This window comes from Streptomyces oryzae (genome assembly GCF_017676365.1).
Lineage (GTDB): Bacteria > Actinomycetota > Actinomycetes > Streptomycetales > Streptomycetaceae > Streptomyces > Streptomyces oryzae.
The window spans coordinates 1-18,899 of record NZ_JADKMA010000045.1; the positions used below are offsets into that span (position 1 = coordinate 1).

General features: G+C 70.8%; 21 protein-coding genes. 15 read left to right on the top strand and 6 right to left on the bottom strand.

Going from position 1 to position 18,899, the window contains the following annotated elements:
- Window positions 1–33: 33 nt before the first annotated feature.
- Both ITI46_RS11375 and phzG read left to right on the top strand, forming a co-directional pair.
- Window positions 34–912 carry a PhzF family phenazine biosynthesis protein gene (locus ITI46_RS11375; protein WP_209239393.1) on the top strand — a complete coding sequence of 293 codons (879 nt, stop codon included), beginning with the start codon at window positions 34–36 and terminating at the stop codon, window positions 910–912.
- A gap of 101 nt (window positions 913–1,013) precedes the next feature.
- Window positions 1,014–1,664 carry a phenazine biosynthesis FMN-dependent oxidase PhzG gene (gene phzG / locus ITI46_RS11380; RefSeq protein ID WP_209239359.1) on the top strand — a complete coding sequence of 217 codons (651 nt, stop codon included), beginning with the start codon at window positions 1,014–1,016 and terminating at the stop codon, window positions 1,662–1,664.
- A 109-nt stretch (window positions 1,665–1,773) separates the two neighbouring features.
- On the opposite strand, the gene ITI46_RS11385 is transcribed toward phzG, so the two are convergent.
- Window positions 1,774–2,259, bottom strand: a complete 486-nt coding sequence (locus ITI46_RS11385; RefSeq protein ID WP_209239360.1) for a carboxymuconolactone decarboxylase family protein — start codon at window positions 2,257–2,259, stop codon at window positions 1,774–1,776.
- Window positions 2,260–2,457: 198 nt separating this feature from the next.
- Here ITI46_RS11385 and ITI46_RS11390 point away from each other — a divergent pair, with 198 nt between their 5' ends.
- A complete protein-coding gene (locus ITI46_RS11390; RefSeq protein WP_209239361.1) occupies window positions 2,458–3,402 on the top strand; it encodes an RNA polymerase sigma-70 factor in 945 nt (314 codons plus the stop codon).
- 116 nt (window positions 3,403–3,518) lie between these two features.
- Here the strand turns inward: ITI46_RS11390 and ITI46_RS11395 are convergent, their stop codons facing one another.
- The gene (locus tag ITI46_RS11395; RefSeq protein WP_209239362.1) at window positions 3,519–3,893 is read right to left on the bottom strand and encodes a GvpU-like protein; all 375 of its coding nucleotides are present in this window, start codon (window positions 3,891–3,893) and stop codon (window positions 3,519–3,521) included.
- Window positions 3,894–4,088: 195 nt separating this feature from the next.
- Between ITI46_RS11395 and ITI46_RS11400 the strand changes: the two genes are divergently transcribed.
- From ITI46_RS11400 to ITI46_RS11415, 4 genes are all read left to right on the top strand, one after another.
- Window positions 4,089–4,895 carry an FHA domain-containing protein gene (locus tag ITI46_RS11400; RefSeq protein ID WP_209239363.1) on the top strand — a complete coding sequence of 269 codons (807 nt, stop codon included), beginning with the start codon at window positions 4,089–4,091 and terminating at the stop codon, window positions 4,893–4,895.
- A gap of 107 nt (window positions 4,896–5,002) precedes the next feature.
- A complete protein-coding gene (locus tag ITI46_RS11405; RefSeq protein ID WP_209239394.1) occupies window positions 5,003–5,323 on the top strand; it encodes a hypothetical protein in 321 nt (106 codons plus the stop codon).
- An 87-nt stretch (window positions 5,324–5,410) separates the two neighbouring features.
- Window positions 5,411–5,707: an ArsR/SmtB family transcription factor gene (locus ITI46_RS11410; RefSeq protein ID WP_209239364.1), complete on the top strand. Its 297-nt coding sequence runs from the start codon at window positions 5,411–5,413 to the stop codon at window positions 5,705–5,707.
- Window positions 5,704–6,090, top strand: a complete 387-nt coding sequence (locus tag ITI46_RS11415; RefSeq protein ID WP_209239365.1) for a VOC family protein — start codon at window positions 5,704–5,706, stop codon at window positions 6,088–6,090. The genes ITI46_RS11410 and ITI46_RS11415 overlap by 4 nt, the downstream gene beginning before the upstream one ends.
- Before the next feature lie 78 nt (window positions 6,091–6,168).
- Here the strand turns inward: ITI46_RS11415 and ITI46_RS11420 are convergent, their stop codons facing one another.
- Window positions 6,169–7,863 carry a glycoside hydrolase family 32 protein gene (locus ITI46_RS11420; RefSeq protein WP_209239366.1) on the bottom strand — a complete coding sequence of 565 codons (1,695 nt, stop codon included), beginning with the start codon at window positions 7,861–7,863 and terminating at the stop codon, window positions 6,169–6,171.
- A gap of 205 nt (window positions 7,864–8,068) precedes the next feature.
- Between ITI46_RS11420 and ITI46_RS11425 the strand changes: the two genes are divergently transcribed.
- The 4 genes from ITI46_RS11425 to ITI46_RS11440 are packed head-to-tail and all read left to right on the top strand — an operon-like array spanning window position 8,069 to window position 12,736.
- Entirely contained in the window at window positions 8,069–9,478 is a 1,410-nt protein-coding gene (locus ITI46_RS11425) for an extracellular solute-binding protein (protein WP_209239367.1), read from the top strand.
- A complete protein-coding gene (locus tag ITI46_RS11430) occupies window positions 9,475–10,428 on the top strand; it encodes a carbohydrate ABC transporter permease (RefSeq protein ID WP_209239368.1) in 954 nt (317 codons plus the stop codon). The genes ITI46_RS11425 and ITI46_RS11430 overlap by 4 nt, the downstream gene beginning before the upstream one ends.
- Before the next feature lie 14 nt (window positions 10,429–10,442).
- Complete coding sequence (locus ITI46_RS11435) at window positions 10,443–11,321, top strand: carbohydrate ABC transporter permease (RefSeq protein ID WP_209239369.1); 879 nt, start codon at window positions 10,443–10,445, stop codon at window positions 11,319–11,321.
- The gene (locus ITI46_RS11440) at window positions 11,318–12,736 is read left to right on the top strand and encodes a glycoside hydrolase family 32 protein (protein WP_280634754.1); all 1,419 of its coding nucleotides are present in this window, start codon (window positions 11,318–11,320) and stop codon (window positions 12,734–12,736) included. The genes ITI46_RS11435 and ITI46_RS11440 overlap by 4 nt, the downstream gene beginning before the upstream one ends.
- Here the strand turns inward: ITI46_RS11440 and ITI46_RS11445 are convergent.
- On the bottom strand, window positions 12,699–13,763 hold the full coding sequence (locus ITI46_RS11445; protein WP_209239370.1) for a LacI family DNA-binding transcriptional regulator: 1,065 nt from the start codon (window positions 13,761–13,763) through the stop codon (window positions 12,699–12,701). The two genes, ITI46_RS11440 and ITI46_RS11445, sit on opposite strands and share 38 nt — an antisense overlap.
- 287 nt (window positions 13,764–14,050) lie before the next feature.
- Here ITI46_RS11445 and ITI46_RS11450 point away from each other — a divergent pair, with 287 nt between their 5' ends.
- Complete coding sequence (locus tag ITI46_RS11450; protein WP_209239371.1) at window positions 14,051–14,602, top strand: hypothetical protein; 552 nt, start codon at window positions 14,051–14,053, stop codon at window positions 14,600–14,602.
- 95 nt (window positions 14,603–14,697) lie between these two features.
- Here ITI46_RS11450 and ITI46_RS11455 read toward each other — a convergent pair whose 3' ends face one another.
- Entirely contained in the window at window positions 14,698–15,342 is a 645-nt protein-coding gene (locus ITI46_RS11455; RefSeq protein WP_209239372.1) for a dihydrofolate reductase family protein, read from the bottom strand.
- A 167-nt stretch (window positions 15,343–15,509) separates the two neighbouring features.
- On the opposite strand from ITI46_RS11455, the gene ITI46_RS11460 reads away from it, so the two are divergent.
- Window positions 15,510–16,109 carry a hypothetical protein gene (locus tag ITI46_RS11460; RefSeq protein WP_209239373.1) on the top strand — a complete coding sequence of 200 codons (600 nt, stop codon included), beginning with the start codon at window positions 15,510–15,512 and terminating at the stop codon, window positions 16,107–16,109.
- Here the strand turns inward: ITI46_RS11460 and ITI46_RS11465 are convergent.
- Window positions 16,025–17,017 carry a LysR family transcriptional regulator gene (locus ITI46_RS11465; RefSeq protein ID WP_209239374.1) on the bottom strand — a complete coding sequence of 331 codons (993 nt, stop codon included), beginning with the start codon at window positions 17,015–17,017 and terminating at the stop codon, window positions 16,025–16,027. The genes ITI46_RS11460 and ITI46_RS11465 overlap by 85 nt on opposite strands.
- A gap of 91 nt (window positions 17,018–17,108) precedes the next feature.
- Between ITI46_RS11465 and ITI46_RS11470 the strand changes: the two genes are divergently transcribed.
- Together ITI46_RS11470 and ITI46_RS11475 are read left to right on the top strand one after the other, a co-directional pair.
- On the top strand, window positions 17,109–18,482 hold the full coding sequence (locus ITI46_RS11470) for an aspartate aminotransferase family protein (protein WP_209239375.1): 1,374 nt from the start codon (window positions 17,109–17,111) through the stop codon (window positions 18,480–18,482).
- Window positions 18,483–18,638: 156 nt separating this feature from the next.
- Window positions 18,639–18,893 carry a hypothetical protein gene (locus tag ITI46_RS11475; protein WP_209239376.1) on the top strand — a complete coding sequence of 85 codons (255 nt, stop codon included), beginning with the start codon at window positions 18,639–18,641 and terminating at the stop codon, window positions 18,891–18,893.
- Window positions 18,894–18,899 lie beyond the last annotated feature (6 nt).

Below are 18,899 nucleotides of genomic sequence, written 5' to 3' on the forward strand. Positions count from 1 at the left end.
GCCGGAACTCCGCCCACCCGCTTGGAGGCCCCGATGCACACGTACGTGGTCGTGGACGCGTTCGCCGAAGAGCCGCTGCTCGGCAACCCCGTGGCCGTGTTCTTCGGCAGCGACGACCTGGCCCCCCGCACGATGCAGCGCATCGCGCGGGAGATGAACCTGTCGGAGACCACCTTCGTCCTCCGCCCCCGGCAGGGCGGCGACGCCCGGATCCGTATCTTCACCCCCGTCAACGAACTGCCCTTCGCCGGGCACCCGTTGCTCGGCACGGCCATCGCCCTGGGGGCGCGCGGCCCGCAGGACCGGCTGCGGCTGGAGACGGCCATGGGCGTCGTCCCCTTCGAGCTGGTCAGGAAGGGGGGCCGGGTGGTGGCCGCCCGTATGCGGCAGCCGGTCCCCACCTGGCGCCCCTTCGAGCGCGCCGAAGAACTCCTGGCCGCGGTGGGGGTGGAGAAGTCCACGCTGCCTGTGGAGATCTACCGGAACGGTCCCCGTCACGTCTTCGTCGGACTGGAGGATGCCGCAGCGCTGGCCGCCCTGCGCCCCGACCACCGGGCCCTGGCCGCGTTCGAGGACATGGCCACCAACTGCTTCGCACCCGATCTCGACGCCGAGGACGGCTGCGCCGTACCGGACCAGGAGGGCGGGAGCTGCTGGCGCACCCGGATGTTCTCCCCGGCATACGGCGTGACCGAGGACGCCGCCACCGGGTCAGCCGCCGGTCCGTTGGCCGTCCATCTCGGCCGGCACGGCCTCGGTCCGTACGGCCGTGAGGTCCGGATCATGCAGGGCGTCGAAATGGGCCGCCCGTCGCTGATGCTCTCCCGGGTGGACGGCACAGCGGAGTCCGTCGACGCGGTGGAGGTGGGCGGCGCAGGGGTGCTGGTGGCGGAGGGCAGTTTGCATGTATGAGCTTCGCTCGGCAGCCGCCCGGAGCCGGGGCCCGCGGGGCTTGCTCCGGTGCGGGGGTGCCCCTGTCTGCGCGGCATGACACGACACGGAAGAAGGACGGCATGGACATCGGAAGGTCCGAAACCCTGACCGCGGCGATCGAGGTCACCTTTCCCGAGTACGCAGCACCGCCCGCCCGGCCACTGGGGCTGCTGCGCCGCTGGCTGGAGTCGGCGGAGGCGCACGGCGTACGCGAGCCGCGTGCGCTGGCCCTGGCCACCGCCGACGCCGAGGGCCGGCCCTCCCTGCGGACCGTGGTCCTGAACCGGGTCACCGAGAACGGCATCGTCATCGCCACCCACGACGGCAGCCGCAAGGGCCGCGAACTGCGCGTCAACCCCTGGGCCTCCGGCCTGCTGTACTGGCGCGAAACCGGTCGGCAGATCAGCCTGTGCGGACCCGTCCGCCGACTGTCCGAGGCCGAGTCCGACGCGCTGTGGGCCGCGCGCCCGGTCTTCACGCACGCAATGACCGTCTCCTCCCGCCAGAGCGAGCCCCTTGCCGACATGGCGGACGTCGAGCAGCTGCGGGCCCAGGCCGAGACGGTCGGCGGGCGAGGGCCCCAGCCGCGCCCCGCCGCGTACGTCGGGTTCGAACTCGTCGCCGAATCCGTCGAGTTCTGGGCGAACGGCACGGACCGCCTGCACGAGCGGCTGCGCTATGACCGTGACGGCGCGGGGGAGGGCTGGACCGCGGTCCGGCTGCAGCCGTGAGGGCTTCGCTCTTCCTCGCGGCGCGCCCCGAGGGGGCCGTGCCGACATCAGGCAGGGCACCCCCCCCGGGGGGGAAGGGCCATAGTCGTTCGCCGCAGGCGCTCGCCGGTCAGTCGAGTGCGGCGGCGAACATGCCGGGTTCGTAGGAACCGCCCTTCTGGTGCACGATCACGGCGAGCCGGTTGGCCGCGTTGATCATGGCGACCAAGGAGACCAGCGCGGCGATCTGGTCGTCGTCGTAGTGCTTGCGCACCTGGGCCCAGGTCTCGTCGGACACGCCGGAGTGGGCGTCCGCCAGCCGGGTGCCTTCTTCGGCGAGAGCCAGCGCGGCCTGCTCCGCCTCGGTGAACACGGTGGACTCGCGCCAGGCGGCGACCAGGTTGAGGCGGACCGCCGTCTCACCGGCTGCCGCTGCCTCCTTGGTGTGCATGTCGATGCAGTGACCGCAGCCGTTGATCTGGCTGGCGCGCAGCGACACCAGCTCCTGCGTGGACGTGGGCAGCGGCGACTTGTGGATCACCAGAGCGGCGTTGGCGAACCGCTTGGCGAACTTCGCGGCGATCTCGTTCTCGAACAGGTTGAAGCGGGCTTCCATGATCTCGTCCTCACTCGTCGGTGCTCGTCGGTGTTGCACTGGACGAACACGAGATGCCGCCGGCCCGCTCCCTGTGACGCGGCAACGGTGTGACAAGCGCCACCGCCCGTGGATGTCACACAGCCGTGGCAGCCGGCGTCTTGTGCGTGTCGCACCGTCCAGAGCGAACAGGCCAGAGCGAACAGGCAGGAGCAGCCGGTGAAGAGCGAGCACAGCGAGCGCCCACAGGAGACCGCCGGGCCCGGGCCGCTCCCGGGCGGCAACCGCACGGACCGGGCCACCGAGGTCTTCGTCGCTCACCGCAATCTGCTGTTCACCGTCGCCTACGAGATGCTCGGTTCCGCCGCCGACGCCGAGGACGTCCTGCAGGAGACCTGGCTCAGGTGGGCGGGTGTCGGCCTGGAGACGGTGCGGGACCAGCGCGCGTATCTGGTCCGGATCACCACGCGGCAGGCGCTGGCCCGGCTGCGCACGCTCGGCCGTCGCAAGGAGTCCTACGTCGGCCCCTGGCTGCCCGAGCCGCTGCTGACCGCACCGGATGTGGCCGAGGACATCGAGCTGGCCGACAGCGTCTCGATGGCGATGCTGCTGGTCCTGGAGACGCTCACCCCCACCGAGCGGGCGGTGTTCGTGCTGCGCGAGGTGTTCGACCTCGCGTACGACGAGATCGCCGAAGCCGTCGACAAGAGCCCGGCCGCGGTCCGTCAGACCGCGCACCGGGCACGGGCACACGTCGCGGCGCGCCGCCCGCGCGAAGTCGTCTCCCCGGCCGAGACCCGGGACGCGCTCGCCGCGTTCAGGCGAGCAGCCGAGACAGGAGACCTGCAGGGCCTGCTCGACATCCTCGCGCCGGACGTGGTCTTCCTGGGGGACGGCGGCGGTATCAAACAGGCCGCCCCACGGCCCGTGGTGGGCGCCGACAAGGTGGGCCGCCTGCTGGCCGACGGACTGGGCAGGATCAGCGCGGAATCGCTGCGCCCGGCTCAGGTCAACGGCTACCCGGCACTGGTTCTCCGGCAGGACGGCGTGGTCGACACCGTCGTGGCGGTACGCATCGACGACGGCCTCATCACCGGGTTCTACGCCGTCCGCAATCCCGAGAAACTGTCGCGCATGCGGCAGGAGACCGCCCTGCGCCGCTGAGCCGCGCATACACGCAGCAGGTTGCCGGCTTCACCGATGTCGCCCCCAGGACAGGAGGACGTACGGACAGGCCCGCGGTACGGGCCTGTCCCCTCGGACGCGGAGACGCCGCACAGCTACTGGTCGTAGTAGCTGAGGTCCCCCATGGTCCAGGCGCTCACGTCCTTGATGGCGATCCGGTACATCCCGCCCGTCTCAGGGATGCCCACGGGCCCCTGGAGAATCCTGGCCATATGGAAGTGCAGATAGGCGGGCGTTGTGGCACCGTGCGAGTCCGCGCTCTCCGAGGCGGCCATGAAGGTGTCGGCGAACGGTCCGAGCCGGTCGGAGTCCCGCAGAACCTCGGCCACTCGCTGCCTCCACACCGTCTCGGGTGCCAACCGGCCCGTGATGACAGCGCCATGGACCACGACTGTGAGAGACATCTGATTGGTTTGCTCCGACTCCACCATGGCGGCGATGTCGACGAGCAGCTCGTCAGCATTCGACATGAGGGCTGATGCTATAAGGCCGCACGCCAGGTCTGCGACGGCCGGGCCGCGTCACCTGGGCATGTCGGGCGACGGGCGGCGGCCCCCCGTCCGGCCCCGGGCCGCGGTTGGGCTCCGCACCGCCGATACGGATTCCCGTCCCGCCGACAGCCGCTAGCCTGGTCTCCGGCTTCTGCAACGGAGGGGGCAGCGACGATGACGCAGGCGCCACCGCGCTCACCGAGCAAGGTCAACCTCCTGCCGCAGGATTACGGGAGCCTGTCGCGCGGCATTCCGCCCGCCCGGCCCGGCACCCTGTTCGTCATGGGCGTCAACGGCGGCATGAGCATGGCCCCCGACGCCGCCTTCCCCCTCCTCTTCGGCCGCAACGAACCCGACGTGCACGTCTGCGTCGCGCCGGACGACGCCCACGTCAGCCGCAGACACGGCTACATCGTCCGGGAGCACTCGCGGTGGGTGGTCAACAACACCGGGCGCCTGCCCATCCGGCTCCCGGGCGAACGCCTGGTCCTGGGAGGCGACCGGGCCGAGCTGCCGTCCGGGTTCACCCCGCTGTTCATCGTCGCCCCGAAACGGGAGCACCTGCTGGAGGTGCGCATCGCCACGCCGGCGCCCGGTGCGGGGGACGACGGCCTGCGCGAGGCGGCCACGCACGACGCCGAGGTGTGGGAGCTGACGGAGACCGAGAAGCTGGTACTGACCTGTCTGGCCCAGCGCTATCTGCGCAACGACCCCGTACCGCAGCCGCTCACCTGGGCCGAGGTCGCGGCCGAACTGGCGGAGCTGCGCCCGGCGGAGAGCTGGACCAGGAAGCGGGCCGCACACGTCGTCGCCTGCGTACGGACGAGGTTCAGCCGCAGCGTGGCGGGGCTCATGGAGGACGAGATCCCCCAGCCCGTCGGCAACGCGCTCAACCACAACCTGATCACCGAACTCCTGGTGACCACCACCCTCGTCAAGTCCGACCTGTCCCTCCTGGAGGAGGCGGGCGAAGATCGCTGACGGGCTGTCAGGTCGCGACCGATATCCCGTTGTGGGGCCCCGAACGCGGCCATAAGGTCGCCGGCATGTCGATACGTCTGCGAATGCGTCAAGCACTGCCGGAAGCGATGCGTGCCCGCGACAAGGCGGCGGTGAGCGCGCTGCGCGCAACGCTTGCCGCACTGGACAACGCCGAGGCGGTGCCCCTGGAGGGGGCCCAGCTGCGCGGAGCGGCTCTGGAGCAGTCGCCGGTCGGCGCGGGTGCCACCGAGGCGGCGCGGCGTGAGCTGAGCGAGCCCGGCGTGGCGGACATCGTGCGCGCCGAGGCCACCGAACGGCTGGAGGCCGCAGCGCAGTTGACCGCGCCCGCGCATGCCGACCGAGCCGCGCGGCTCCGCGCCGAGGCCGCTGTGCTGCTGCGGTTCCTCGAGGACCCCGGCACCGAGTAGCCCCCTCCGAACGTCGCGGACCCGGACGCCACGCCGCGCGGAGCGTCCGGGTTGATAGGCAAGCCGTCACTTGCCTATGCTGTGGTGGTGCCGGACGACATCTTCAAGGCCCTGGCCGACCCGACCCGTAGAAGGATCCTCGACGAGCTGACGGAGCGGAACGGTCAGACTCTGTTCGAGATCTGCGCACGGCTCACGACCAAGCACGGTCTGGGATCGTCCCGCCAGGCGATCAGCCAGCACCTCGCCGTGCTGGAGTCCGCTGGGCTGATCCGGACCCGGCGCCAGGGCCGCTACAAGTTCCATGACCTCACCACCGAACCGCTTGAGCGCATCGTGAGCCGATGGCTCAGGCCCGAGGACGCATCGGAGACCGGAGAATGAAGATCCACCTGTCGAGCGTCTGCGTCGACGACCAGGACAAGGCCCTGCGCTTCTACACGGAAGTGCTGGGGTTCGTGAAGAAGACCGAGATCCCGCTCGGCGAGCACCGGTGGCTGACCGTCGTCTCGCCCGAGGACCCCGAGGGCGCCGAACTGGTACTGGAGCCGGACAGCCACCCGGCGGTCAGGCCCTACAAGGAGGCGCTGGTCAAGGACGGTATCCCGGTCACCTCCTTCGCTGTCGACGACGTGCACGCGGAGTACGCCCGCTTGCGCGCGCTGGGGGTGCGGTTCACGCAGGAGCCGGTGGAGATGGGCCCGGTCACCACCGCGGTGCTGGACGACACCTGCGGCAACCTGATCCAGATCGCCCACACCAACTGAGCGCCGGCGCCTCCCGGCGAACGCCACGCCGTGATCCCCGGGACGTCGACTACGTCGGCTCCGGCGGGAGTCACCGGCTCAGACGGTGAACTCCCTGACGACCGTGTTCCTGAAGACCGCCTTGCCGCCCAGCGTGAAGAGCGCCAGTCCGGTGTCGGCGAGATCCGGGAACGCGGCGTGGGAGTGGGCGTACCGGCCGTCGTCGACGAACATCTCCACCGAGGTGCGGTCGACGAGAATCCGCAGGCGGACCCTCCGGGCAGCGGCGTCGAAGGGGGCGTGCGTCTCCTGCCAGTTGCCGGAGGCGTCCGGGTTCTCGGTCTGGGCGCGGTTGACGAAGCTGTAGTCGCCGTAGACGCCCGCGTCCACGTGCCGGCTGCCGTCGCCGGAGCGGCGCAGCTGCACCCCCGCGCCCGTGAGCTGGTCCCAGGTGATCTCGGTGGTCAGCTCGTAGGCGATGCCCTCGTAGTCCAGGACCCGGGTACCGTCCACCTCCAGGTCGCCCAGGTCCACGGTGCGGGAGACGTAGGCGTCCAGGCCGGGGACCGGCGTGGAGGCGAGGTAGTAGCTGCCGGCGGAGGCGCGCTTCAGCGTGACCTCACGGACGATCGAGTCGGTGCCGTTGAAGCCGTCGCACTCGATGGTGGGGGTGGTGTTGGCGTAGTCCCAGTGGTTGAGCCAGCCGATGGCGTAACGCGCTGCGGGGTCGGCTGCGCCGTCCCGGTCCCGCTTCTCGAAGGTGACGGCCGCGTACCAGTCCCAGCCGTGATCGAGCCATTCCGGCTCCTCGGCGTCGGCGGTGAACGACGTCCCGTCGAAGGAGCCCGGCCAGTACGCGTACGTGGTGGGCAGCCCGGAGCCCTTGCCGTTGACGCTCACGCCGAGCACCCACTTCCAGGTCCCGTCCTGTGCCTTGATGCGGAACAGGTCCGGGCACTCGAAGACGCCGATTCCGGCCCTGATGAAGCCGCTGACGTAGCTCCACGATTTCAGGTCCTGCGAGTGGTAGAACCCGACCTTGTCGTTCTCGGCGAGCGCCATGACCCAACGCCCGCGCTCCGGGTCGCGGATCACCTTGGGGTCGCGGAAGTCCCGTACGCCGGGGTTGGGCAGGACCGGGTCGGTGCCGTGGTTGGTGAACGTACGGCCTCCGTCCGTCGAGTAGTACAGGTACTGGGCCTGGGTGTCGGCGTCGTCGTCGGGTGACATCGTGGCCAGGACGATCACGGCTCCGGCACCGAAGCCTGCCGTGTCGTCCGTGTCGACCACCGCCGAGCCGGACCAGACGTCCCCGTTGGGAGTGGTGTCCTTCGGCACGGCGATCCCGCGGTCGGTGAAGGAGACCAGATCGGTGCTCGTGGCCAGGCGCCAGACGGTGCCCGCAGTGGTGCCGCCCGTCAGATAGTCCGGGTTGTACAGGTAGTAGTAGTGGTACTCGCCGTCTATCCACAGCGGTCGCTGCGGGTCGTTCTTCCACTGGTCGGGGACGGTGAAGTGGTACTCGGCGCGGTAACTGCCGGTGCACTCGGCCGCAGTCCGGGAAGCCCGGGCAGCGCTGGCCGACCGCGCAGTCGGCGACTGTGCCGCTGCCGGTCCCGCGAGGGCCGGCTGCAAGGCGCCGGCAAGGCCCACTGCCGAGGCGGCGAACAGCGCCCTCCTGGAGACCCCTGGGCCGGACCGCCCGGCGCTCCCCGCGCCGGACTGCCCGGCGTCCGCTCGGCCGAATCTCCCGTCGCTTCCGGGACCACTGGACCCGCCCGACGTGGCACACATGATGCTCTCCCTCCCCTGACGCGGCGTCAGGACTGCGGCTGCCGCAGGCAACTGCGGCTGGATGCCGGCTGCGATGCGGCTCATGTGGCTCGGAACTGTGGGCCCTAACTCGTTAAAGGTCAAGCTTTCCCGCATCTTGACAGCGCCGTAACGCGGTTCACATCATCGGGGAACCAACTTCGGCTAACTCGAGTTAGGCTCGCCGATGACCGACCCTCTCCTCTCCCGCCGCGCCCTGGTGCGCTACGGCGCGTACGGTGCCGGAGCCGCGGCCCTCGGCGGTGTCGCGGCCGGCTGGGACCGCCTCACCGCGGCCGACATCCCCGGGCGCGACGACGGCTCGCTCGTCATCGCCACCCTCGGCTCGGCACACGACGCCAAGGCCCAGCGCGCCCTGCGCGAAGGCTTCCGGGAGGTACACCCCGACATCAAGCTCCGTATCAACGCCGTGCAGGCGTACGACTGGTCGGACTTCTTCTCCAAGATCCTCACGCAGATCGCGGCGGGCACGGCGCCCGATGTCGTCTACGTCGCGACCGAGGGCGTGCAGCTGTTCGCCCAGCGGCTCGGCGTCCCCTTCGACAAGTGGGTGAAGCGCGACGCGGCCGAACTGCGCGAGTACTTCGACGACGTCCACCCTTCGCTGGTCGAGTCGATGATGTACGAGGGGAGCCTCTACCAGCTGCCGGTCGAGTTCAACGCGGCCGACATGTACCTCAACACCCGCCGCATCCGGGACGCCGGAGCCGATTTCCCCGACGCCGACTGGACGCGCGACGAGTTCACGGCCCTGCTCCGCGCCATGAAGCGCACCAGCGGTGACGGGTTCACCCCGTACTTCTGGTCCAACCGGCTGTGGGGAGGAGTCGTCCCCTGGCTGTTCGCGAACGGCACGAACGTACTGGCCGAGTCCAAGGCACCCGGCGGCGACTGGCTGTGGCGGACGTTCTACCCGGAGGCGGAGCGGCACGGCCGGGGCGGCGGCTACCGGTGGACCACACCGGTGGCCGACTCCGACCGCGTGGCCGAGGTCTACGACTACCTCGCCTCCCTGGTCAAGGACGGCCTGTGCACCCGCCCGGAGGGCGGCGACGGCCGCAACCTCGTCGGTGCCTTCTCCTCCGGACGGGTCGGTGCCACGCCCGCCGGCGGCTTCTGGGCCGGCGGGCTGCACCTGGCCGGAATGAAGCCCACCGACTACGACGTGCAGTACTTCCCGCGCTGGCGCACCCGGCGTCACCAGTTCGGCGCCGCCGGTTACGCGGTGCTGCGTACGTCGAAGAAGCAGGAAGAGGCGTGGGAGTTCGTCAAGTACGCCATCCGCAAGGACACCCTGACCAAGCTTTTCGTGGCCAACCAGACCACTCCGGCCCGCCGTTCCATGGTCGACGAGGCCCGCTACCGGAAGACCGGCCCGGCGCACTGGAAGACCTTCTACGACACCCTCGACACGATCGCCAGCACCGGACCGATTCCGGCCCCGCCACAGGTCAACGAGGTCGAGCAGCTGCTCATCAAGCACACCGGCAGCGCCCTGGCGAGCCCCGGTGCGGTACGCCCCGCGCTGCGCCGGCTGCAGGGGGACCTGGAGAAGGCCATGGAGCGTGAGATATGACGAACACCGAGATCAGACCCGCACCGCCGGCGCCTCCTGCCGCGCCGAGGAGACCAGCGCCCCGCACCTCTGCCCGCACCCGGGGGACCCGCCTTCTCGCCGCGCTCTTCCTCGCCCCCACCGTCGTCGGCATCGTCGTCTTCACGGTCGTACCGATCCTCGGCTCGGTCGTCCTCAGCCTGTTCCAGTGGGACGTGATCGAGTCCCCGCGCTGGGCCGGAGCGGACAACTACCGTGAGATCCTCAGCGATTCGACGGTGCTGGTGTCCTTCCGCAACACGCTCGTCTTCATGGTGCTCGCGGTCGCGCTGCAGCTGCTGATCGCGCTCACGCTGGCGATCACGGTCAACGGCCGGATGCCGGCGTGGCTGCGCTCGGTGTTCCGCTCGGCGTTCTTCTTCCCGCTGGTGCTGTCCGCCGCGTCCATCTCGGTGGTGATGAAGTACCTGTTCAACGAGGGCTTCGGTCCGGTCAACTGGCTCCTGGGCACGGTCGGTATCGCGCCGGTCGCGTGGCTGACCTCGGAGAACGGGGCGATGGCCGCCGTGATCCTGACCTATGTGTGGCAGCAGTTCGGCTTCTCGTTCCTGCTCTTCGTCGGCGGCCTCAACAACATCCCGAGAGAGGTGCACGAGGCGGCTTCGCTGGACGGCGCGACCGGACTGCGCAAGCACCTGTCCATCACCCTCCCGCTGCTCTCGCCGACGCTCCTGGTCGCCTCGGTCGTCGGCATCATCAACGCCCTCCAGGTCTTCGAGCAGCCGTACGTCCTCACCGCGGGCGGCCCGGGCGACTCCACCCGCACGGTCGTGATGGTCATCTACGAAACCGCCTTCGAACAGCTCCGCTTCGGTACGGCATCCGCCACCGGCGTGCTGCTCTTCGTCCTGATCATGGCGGTCACCACCCTCCAGTTCCGGCTCAGCCGGCGCTTCGTCCACTACCAGTGAGCCGGGTGAGTCAGATGAGCAGCACGGCCATCAAGAGCAGCACGGCCCCCAGCCCCGTCGTCTCGCGGATGCGCCACGGCCTGGCGCCGTGGGCCCGGATCAGCGGCATCGCACTGTGCGCACTGCTGACGCTCGGCCCGGTCATCTGGACCGTCTCCACGTCCCTGCGCACCCCGGCGGACTCCGCCGACCTGCCGCCGAGAATCATCCCCACCGCGCCCACCCTCGACGCGTACCGCGGGGTCTTCGACAAGATAGACATCTGGCTGTACGCGCTGAACTCCACGCTGGTCACCGGGCTGATCGCGGCCGGCCAGATGATCACGGCGGGCCTGGCGGGCTACGCGTTCGCGCGCCTGGAATTCCGCTTCAAGAAGCCGCTGTTCGCGCTGGTCCTGGCCACGATGATGGTGCCGTTGCAGGTCACGATCGTCCCTGTCTTCCTGGAACTGAAGGCCATGGGCCTGACCGACACCCTGCTGGGCCTGATCATCCCGGCGTTCCCGACGGCCTTCGGCACGTTTCTGATGCGCCAGTACTTCCTGGGCATGCCCAAGGACCTCGGCGAGGCCGCGATGATCGACGGTGCGGGCCCATGGCGGATCTTCCGCTCCGTCTACGCGCCACTGGCGGCTCCCGGCCTCGCGATCGTCGGGGTCCTCGCCTTCAACTACCACTGGAACGAGTTCTTCAGGCCGCTGATCCTGGAGACCTCAAGTGAGAACCTCACGCTGCCGCTCGGCCTGGTCTCGCTCCAGGGCAACCTCGGCACCGGCTCGATCTCCGTGGTCCTGGCCGGAGTCATCCTGTCCATGATCCCCGCCGTCGCCGTGTTCGTCGTCGGCCAGCGCCCTCTGCGCGAGGGCATCACCTCCGCAGGAGTCAATCGTTGAACGCCGCAAGCCGGCTGACCGCTCCCAGTGGCCCGGTCGATCCGCACGCCCCCCGCTTCCGGGTCCGCCCGCCGGCCAACTGGATGAACGACCCCAACGGGCCGTTCCACTGGCGGGGCCGCTACCACCTCTTCTACCAGTACAACCCCGCAGCCCCTGCCCACACCAACATTCACTGGGGGCACGCCTCCAGCCCCGACCTCGCCCACTGGGACCGCCACCGCGTCGCGCTGACCCCGACTCCCGGAGGTCCCGACGAGGCCGGATGCTGGTCCGGATGCGTGGTGGACGACGACGGGGTACCGACGGCCGTCTACTCCGGGATCGACCGGAACCACGCCGGACTGAGCAGCATCTGCCTGGCCGTCGCCGAGGACGACGGCCTCATGGACTGGAAGCCGGTCCCCGCCCCCGTACTGACCGGGCCCCCTCCCGGCTTCGACGTGACGATGTTCCGCGACCCGTTCGTCTTCCGCTTCGGCGGCCGTCGCTGGGCACTCGTCGGGGCCGGACACGCGGACGGTACGCCGTCGGTACTGGTCTACGACTGCGAGGACCTGTACGCCTGGCGGTTCGCCGGCGTCCTGGTGGACGGACGGGACCCGGTGGCGTCCCGGACGGCCAGGCTCCCGGGCTCGGCGTCGACCGGGTGGGAGTGCCCGCAACTGTGGGAGACCCCGGGCGGCGACTGGGTACTGGCAGTGGCGCTGTGGGACGGCGACCCGCGGGCCACCGTGTATCTGACGGGCCGTCTGCTGGCCGACGCACACGGCAACCCGCGCTTCTCTCCTCGCGCCGGCGGCCCGCTGGACCACGGCCGCGACTTCTACGCCCCCTCCGTCCTCCAGCACACCGAGGCCGACCGGGCGCTGCTGTGGGGCTGGTCCTGGGAAGCCCGTCCGCAGCAGGACGTCGACCGGGCGGGCTGGGCCGGAGTCCTGACCGCGCCCCGCGTCATGGACGTGCACGAGGACGGCACCCTCCGCGTCGCCCCGGCCCCGGAACTCGAGCTCCTGCGCGCGTCAGAACCCTTCGGGGCCGGGCCACTGCCCGACGCGTACGACCTCGAGATCACGGCGCGCTCGCCCGCCACCGTAGGGCTGCTCCGCTCCGCAGCCGGAGCCGAGCTGACGGTAGGGCTGGACCCGGCGGACGGCACGGTGATACTCGACCGCTCGGACTGGCCGCGTTCACGGCCGGACGGCAGCGGCCCGCTGGTGCTCCGTACACCCCCCGGTGCCCAGCTGGCCGTACGCGTCCTCGTCGACGGATCGCTCCTCGAACTCTTCGCGGGGGACCGGGCGATGGCGACCGAGCGGGTGTACCGGCGCCCCGACGACGTGGCCGAACTCGTCGTCTCCGGGGAAGACGTACAGGTCAGGTGCTGGGAGCAGGGCCCACCGAACCCCGCGTGACCACAGGGCACTCCAGCTTCCTGGTGACGACCGGCGGCACGGTGCCGCTCCCGATGGCGTCCAGCACCAGCCGCGCCGCCGTCTCGCCCATCGCACGGTGCGGAAGGGCGACGGTGGTGAGGGGCGGGCTGAGAAAGGCCGCCATGTGCTCCTGGTCGTCGTAGCCCACGATCGACAGATCAGCGGGAACGCCCAGCCCGAGCCGGGCGGCGGCGTGCAGCACACCGGCGGCCACCCGGTCGTTGTAACAGACGATCCCGGTGGGCCGCCGGTCCGCGGGCACGCCCTGCAGCAGCCGCATCGCCCCGTCGTATCCGGAGGAGATCTCCCCTCCGGTGCGTACGACCCACTCCTGGCGCGCATCGGACCCCACCGCGCGCAACGCGTCCCGGAACCCGCGCAGCCGCTCGACAGAGGCGATGTCGTCCAGCCCGCCGATCAGCGCCACCCGCCGGTGCCCCGCCTCCAGCAGGAGCCGCGCGGCCGAACGGCCCCCCGCCCGCTCCGCGGGGATCACAGCCGGGAGGGAGCCGTCCTCGGGCAGGCAGTTGGCGAGTACGGCGAACGTACGGTGCAGGCCGGCCGGAACGCGGGCGCGGCGCAGCGACAGTGCCGCGTAGATGATCCCGTCCACCCGGCGGTCCAGCAGCTCGGCGATGGCCGCGTCCTCCGTGACCGGGTCCGTCCCGGAGTCCACGGTGAGAACCAGATGCTCGCTGCTCCAGGCGGTGTCCATGGCCCCGCGCAGCAGCCTGCCGGCGAACGGGGAAGTGGCGATCTCGTCCGTGACCAGCCCGATCACGGCCGTACGCCGCCGCCGCAGGCCCCGGGCGACAGCGTTGGGCCGATAGCCCAGCTGCGCGGCGGCCTTGCGGATTCTCTCCTGCGTCTCGGCGGAGAGGTTGCCCTGGGCGCGCCCGTTGAACACGAACGACACGGCCGTGTGCGAGACACCGGCGAGCTTGGCGACATCGCGTGAGGTCGGCCGCGCGACCTCACCGCCCTGCGACTTCTCGCCCCTGCCCACGCCACGTCACCACCGGATTCGACCTGATCGCATCAGCCTACCCGCCGCGGCCTGCGGCAACGGCTCGTGCGCTGGAGGCAGGGGCGCCTGCGCACGAGGAAGAGCCGGTCCAGGCCCTGCTGTCGTCAGTTGCCGACGGTGGACAGGGCGGCGGCACGGAGGCGTGAGCGGCCGGGTTGCCGGGTGCACCGCAGCGGGTCGGAGCACAGGTCGACGGTGGCCGGGTGCGGCGCCGTGCGAGTATGAGGGGCCGTGATCGAGACGCGGACCCTCCCGGGGGGTCAACTGTGAGACGGCGGAACGTCGGGCTGGCGCTCTGTCTGCCGGCTCTCGCCCTGCTGACCGCCTGCGGGGGCTCTGCCGGAGACACCCATCGCTGCACTCTGATGGACGCGCCCGCCGGAATCCGGGTCAAGACCGCGCCGGAACTGGCCGGCAAGGTGGCCGATGCGGCCCTCACGGCCTGTTGGGACGGCGTATGCCGGAAGCGCGCGCTGCGGCTGCGGGAGACCGGGCCGGAAGAGACGGCGTCCCCGGGGGATCCCGTGCTGACCACGGAGTCCCCCGGGAAGTCCGCCACCGCCGCGGCAAGCCCGGACACCACGCCCTCGGCAGCCCGAGGACGCTTTGTCCTGCCCGGCTTCGCGCGCCTGCCCGGCCTGCCGGGCAAGCCGATACGCGTCAGCCTGGTCTTCAAGGACTCGCGGGGCGCCACCGTGCTGGACCGGCAGACGAGGGTCACCCCGAAGCCCATCTATCCCAACGGCCGTGACTGCTCACCGGGGGGCCGCCAGGCGCGGCTGACCGTCACGGGGAAAGGCGCGCTGCTCGCACGCTGACCGGGCGCTCCCCGGGGCCGGGTTCGGCCTGGAAAACGCCCCGCTTCCACGGCGATGACGGCCGGACGGCCGGGCGGCCCCGACCGGCTCTTGTGTCACTTTCGCCAGAACAGATGGTGCGTCACGCCGCTCGGGCTGGGCACGACATCGACGTGGAAGCGGTCGAGCAGTTCATCGGGCGACTCCCACAGCCGCACACCGGCCCCCAGCTTCACCGGCGAGACCGCTATGTGCATGGTGTCGACGAGGTCGGCGTCGAGGAACTGCCTGATCGTGGTGGGGCCGCCGCCGAGTCGGACGTCTTTGCCCTGCGCCGCCTCCCGCGCCTGTCCGAGGACCGTGGCCGGGTCGCCCGCGACGAAGTGGAACGTGGTGTCGGAGAGCGTGAACGAAGGACGCTCGTGGTGGGTCATGACGAAGACCGGGGTGCGGAACGGGGGCTCGGCACCCCACCAGCCCTGCCACTCGTGGTCCTGCCACGGACCGCGCTGCGGGCCGAACTTGTTGCGGCCCATGATCTCGGCGCCGATGTTGCGGTCGTAGTCCCGCGTCAGGTAATCGTCCAGGCCGCGGCTCCCGCCGGGGTCGGTGCGCATGGGCCAGCTCGCCGTGGCTCCGGCCCAGGAGAACATCTCCCCGGGATCCGCGTCCCCGAACGGCCGCTCCAGGCTCTGGTTCTCACCGGCGCCGTATCCGTCACTGGACACGTTGAAATTCTGGACTCTCAGTAGCTGAGGCATCTCGCTCTCCTCCTGTGTGGTCGACGGGGGTTTGACCACCGAGCCCCGGAAAACTCATCGTCCACCAGGGGAGGGCTGCGCGGAACCTGCCGTTCCGGCGGTCCCCGCTACAGGGCGCTCCGACCGGAATATTGTGCCGGTCGGCCGGCCCCGCATAGCCTGCTGCGGTGGGCCGAGATGCGACCGCCGTCGCTCGGATGATCGCGCAAGCGGCACCCGATGGCGCCCCGGGGACCCTGCACTGGTGGCTGCTGGTCGGGGGCAGCGCGGGCACGGTACTGACTCTCGTGCTGAGCAGCGCCTGCTATCGGGCGTTCTGCCGACGGGGCGCTCCTGGGCTCGAATCGGCCGGCTTCTTCGCCGGTGTGCTCGGGTATGTGGCGGTGTTCGTCGCGTTCTGGGGCGCGGTCGAGATCGTCGACGGGGCGCCGAGCGGGCCTCCGGCCGGCACCGGCGCGTTCCTGCTCCTGCTCGCCGTGACCCTCGGCATCGGCGCCCTGCTGATGGCGGCACTCATTGCGAGCCGTACTGCCCGGCCTCCCCCGCAGGACCGTGAACTGGAGCCGGTTCCTGAGACCCTCATCGGGCTCGTGGTGGTGGCTGATCTGGTCGTGGCCGTGCTGGCTGCGCTGGGCGCGGCCGGCGTCCTCCACCTGAACCTGGTCAAGACCGTGGCGTGGGCCTACGTCGGCGGCGGGCTGGGCGTTGTCGGTGCACTCGTTCTCGGCGCCCTCGTATGGGCCGTCGCCGGCGTCGCAGGACCTTGAGAAGTCTCGCCCTCCGGCAGCGGGGGGCGCCCGTCGTGACGCAGGGCTTCCAGCACGGCGCGCACCGCCGCGCGAGGCGGTGAGCCGCGGCGGACCGCCGCCGTGATCGTACGGGTCACGGGCGCCGCGAGCTCCCTGGTGGCGACGCGATAGCGGCCATCGACCGCCAGGCCCGGCAGCAGCGCGATCGACAGCCCGGCCTCGACGTGCTGCAGAGCCAGCATGTAGTTGCTGAACCGGCACACCACGCGCGGCTCGAACCTCGACTGGCGGCACAGCCGCAGCGCGAGGTTGGCCATGTACGACTGCGGCATGTCGAACGCCCACGACTCGTCCGCGTACGCCGCGAGGTCCACCGGGCCGCGCCCGGCCGCGGGATGGTCCTGGGGCACGACCAGCAGGACCGGGTCGGTGGCCAGCGGCACGAGATCGAGGTCGGGGCCCAGCGGCAGCTCGTCGAAGTCCGTGGTCGTGATGATGATGTCCGCGTCGCCGCCCCGCAGTGTCGGCATGCTCTCGTGCGGCTCCAGTTGCAGCAGCTCGACTTCGAGGTGCGGGTGGATGCGTGCCAGACGGGTCACCGCGGGCACCGCCATGCTGTGGATCGCGCTCTGGAAAGCGCCCAGCCGCACCAGCCCGGCGGGTTCTTCGCCGAACCCGCCCAGCTCCGCCTCGACGGTCTCCATGTGATCGAGGATGGCCCGCGCCCGTCGCGCGAGGATCAGTCCGGCGGGGGTCAGCCGCACCCGGCGGCCCGTCCGCTCGAGCAGCTGGGTGCGGGTCTCCGCTTCGAGTACGGCGAGCTGCTGGGACACGCTCGACGCGCTCAGATTGGCGGCGTGGGCGACAGCCCGGACAGTGCCCAATGTGTCCAGCTGGCTCAGCAGCCGCAGTCTCCATGGGTTCATCACGCCGCCAGCTTATTGTGCGGCCCTGTCGAACAGGAAAGCCGGAATTGTGAGATGGACGCGTTACTCGGGGCCCGCTTACCGTCGGGGCATGGCTGCTTCGACGAATGCCGTGCCGTCCACCGCGGCGCTGTCCACCTCCACGCCGTCCACCGAGACCTTCTGGGCCGATGCCGATCGGCACCTCGTCCGCTACGGCGGCGATTTCACCCCCGAGATCATCGACCACGCCGCCGGAAGCTTCGTGTTCACCGCGGAAGGGCGGAAGATTCTCGACTTCACGTCCGGCCAGATGAGCGCGATCCTCGGCCACTCGCACCCACGGATCGTCGCGACCGTCCAACGGCAGGTCGCCACCCTCGACCACCTCTTCAGCGGCATGCTCAGCCGCCCGGTCGTCGACCTCGCCAGACGGCTGGCCGACACCTTGCCGGCACCGCTGGAGAAGGCGCTGCTGCTGACGACCGGCGCCGAGTCGAACGAGGCCGCACTGCGGATGGCGAAGCTCGTCACGGGCAAGCACGAGACCGTCTCGTTCGCACGGTCCTGGCACGGCATGACGCAGGCCGCCGCGTCCGCCACCTACAGCGCGGGCCGCAAGGGCTACGGCCCCGGAGCGCCCGGGAACTTCGCCATTCCCGTGCCGAACGCGTACCGGCCCGACTTCACCACGGCCGACGGCTCGCTGGACTGGCAGCGCCAGCTGGACTTCGCCTTCGATCTGATCGACGCCCAGTCGACGGGCAGCCTCGCCGCGTGCCTGGTCGAACCGATCCTCAGCTCGGGCGGCATCATCGAGCCCCCGGCCGGCTACTTCGCCGCGCTGCAGGCCAAATGCCGGGAGCGCGGCATGCTGCTGATCCTGGACGAGGCCCAGACCGGGCTGTGCCGCACCGGGACCTGGTACGCGTTCGAGCGCGACGGTGTCGTCCCCGACATCCTCACCCTGTCCAAGACGCTCGGTGCGGGACTGCCCCTCGCCGCCGTGATCACCAGCGCCGAGATCGAGCAGGAGGCGCACGAGCGCGGGTTCCTGTTCTTCACCACGCACGTCGCCGACCCGCTGGTGGCCGCGGTCGGCAACACGGTCCTCGATGTGCTGGCCGAGGACGAGCTGGACGAACGCGCCCGGACGCTGGGCGCGTTCCTCCGCGACGGCCTGGCCGGGATCGCGGGGCGGCACGCCGTCGTCGGCGACATCCGTGGCCGGGGTCTGCTGGCCGGGCTCGAACTCGTCACCGACCGCGAGACGAAGCGGAGCTCGAGCGAGCTGGGTGCGCGGGTCACCCGGCGCTGCCTGGAACTGGGCCTGCACATGAACATCGTCCAGCTCCCCGGCATGGGCTCGGTCCTGCGGATGGCACCGCCGCTGACCGCAACGGAGGACGAGCTCGCACTGGGCCTGACGATCCTCGACCAGGCGATCGGCGAGGCCGCGACCGCGACGGCCGGCTCGCGGCGATAGGGAGACGGCCCGCATCGGCGGGCCGCACTCGTCGGCCCCGGCCCCGCGCATGGCGGCCGGGGCCGATCGGCTCCTGGCCCGGCGGCACCGTCCCGCGGCACCGGCCCGGCCGTACAGCCCGGTGACGAGCCGGGCGAGAACGGCCATGCTGTCGCCATGACTTCACGCGCAACGGAAGCCGAGGTGCAGCGGCTCCTCTACGAGCTGTGCGTCGATCTCGGCTTCTGCCTTCCGCCCCAGGAGCAGCGTCGGCTGTACGCGGCACCGCCCGCCGACCCGGACACCTTCACCGATGCCGTCTTCGAGGCGGAGGGAATGAACCCAGCCGAGCACGGGCCGCTACGGCAGCAGGTGCGGGAAGTGGCCGCCAGGCACATGGGCCGCTGGCAGCCGCAGCCACCATCGCCATGAACGCGA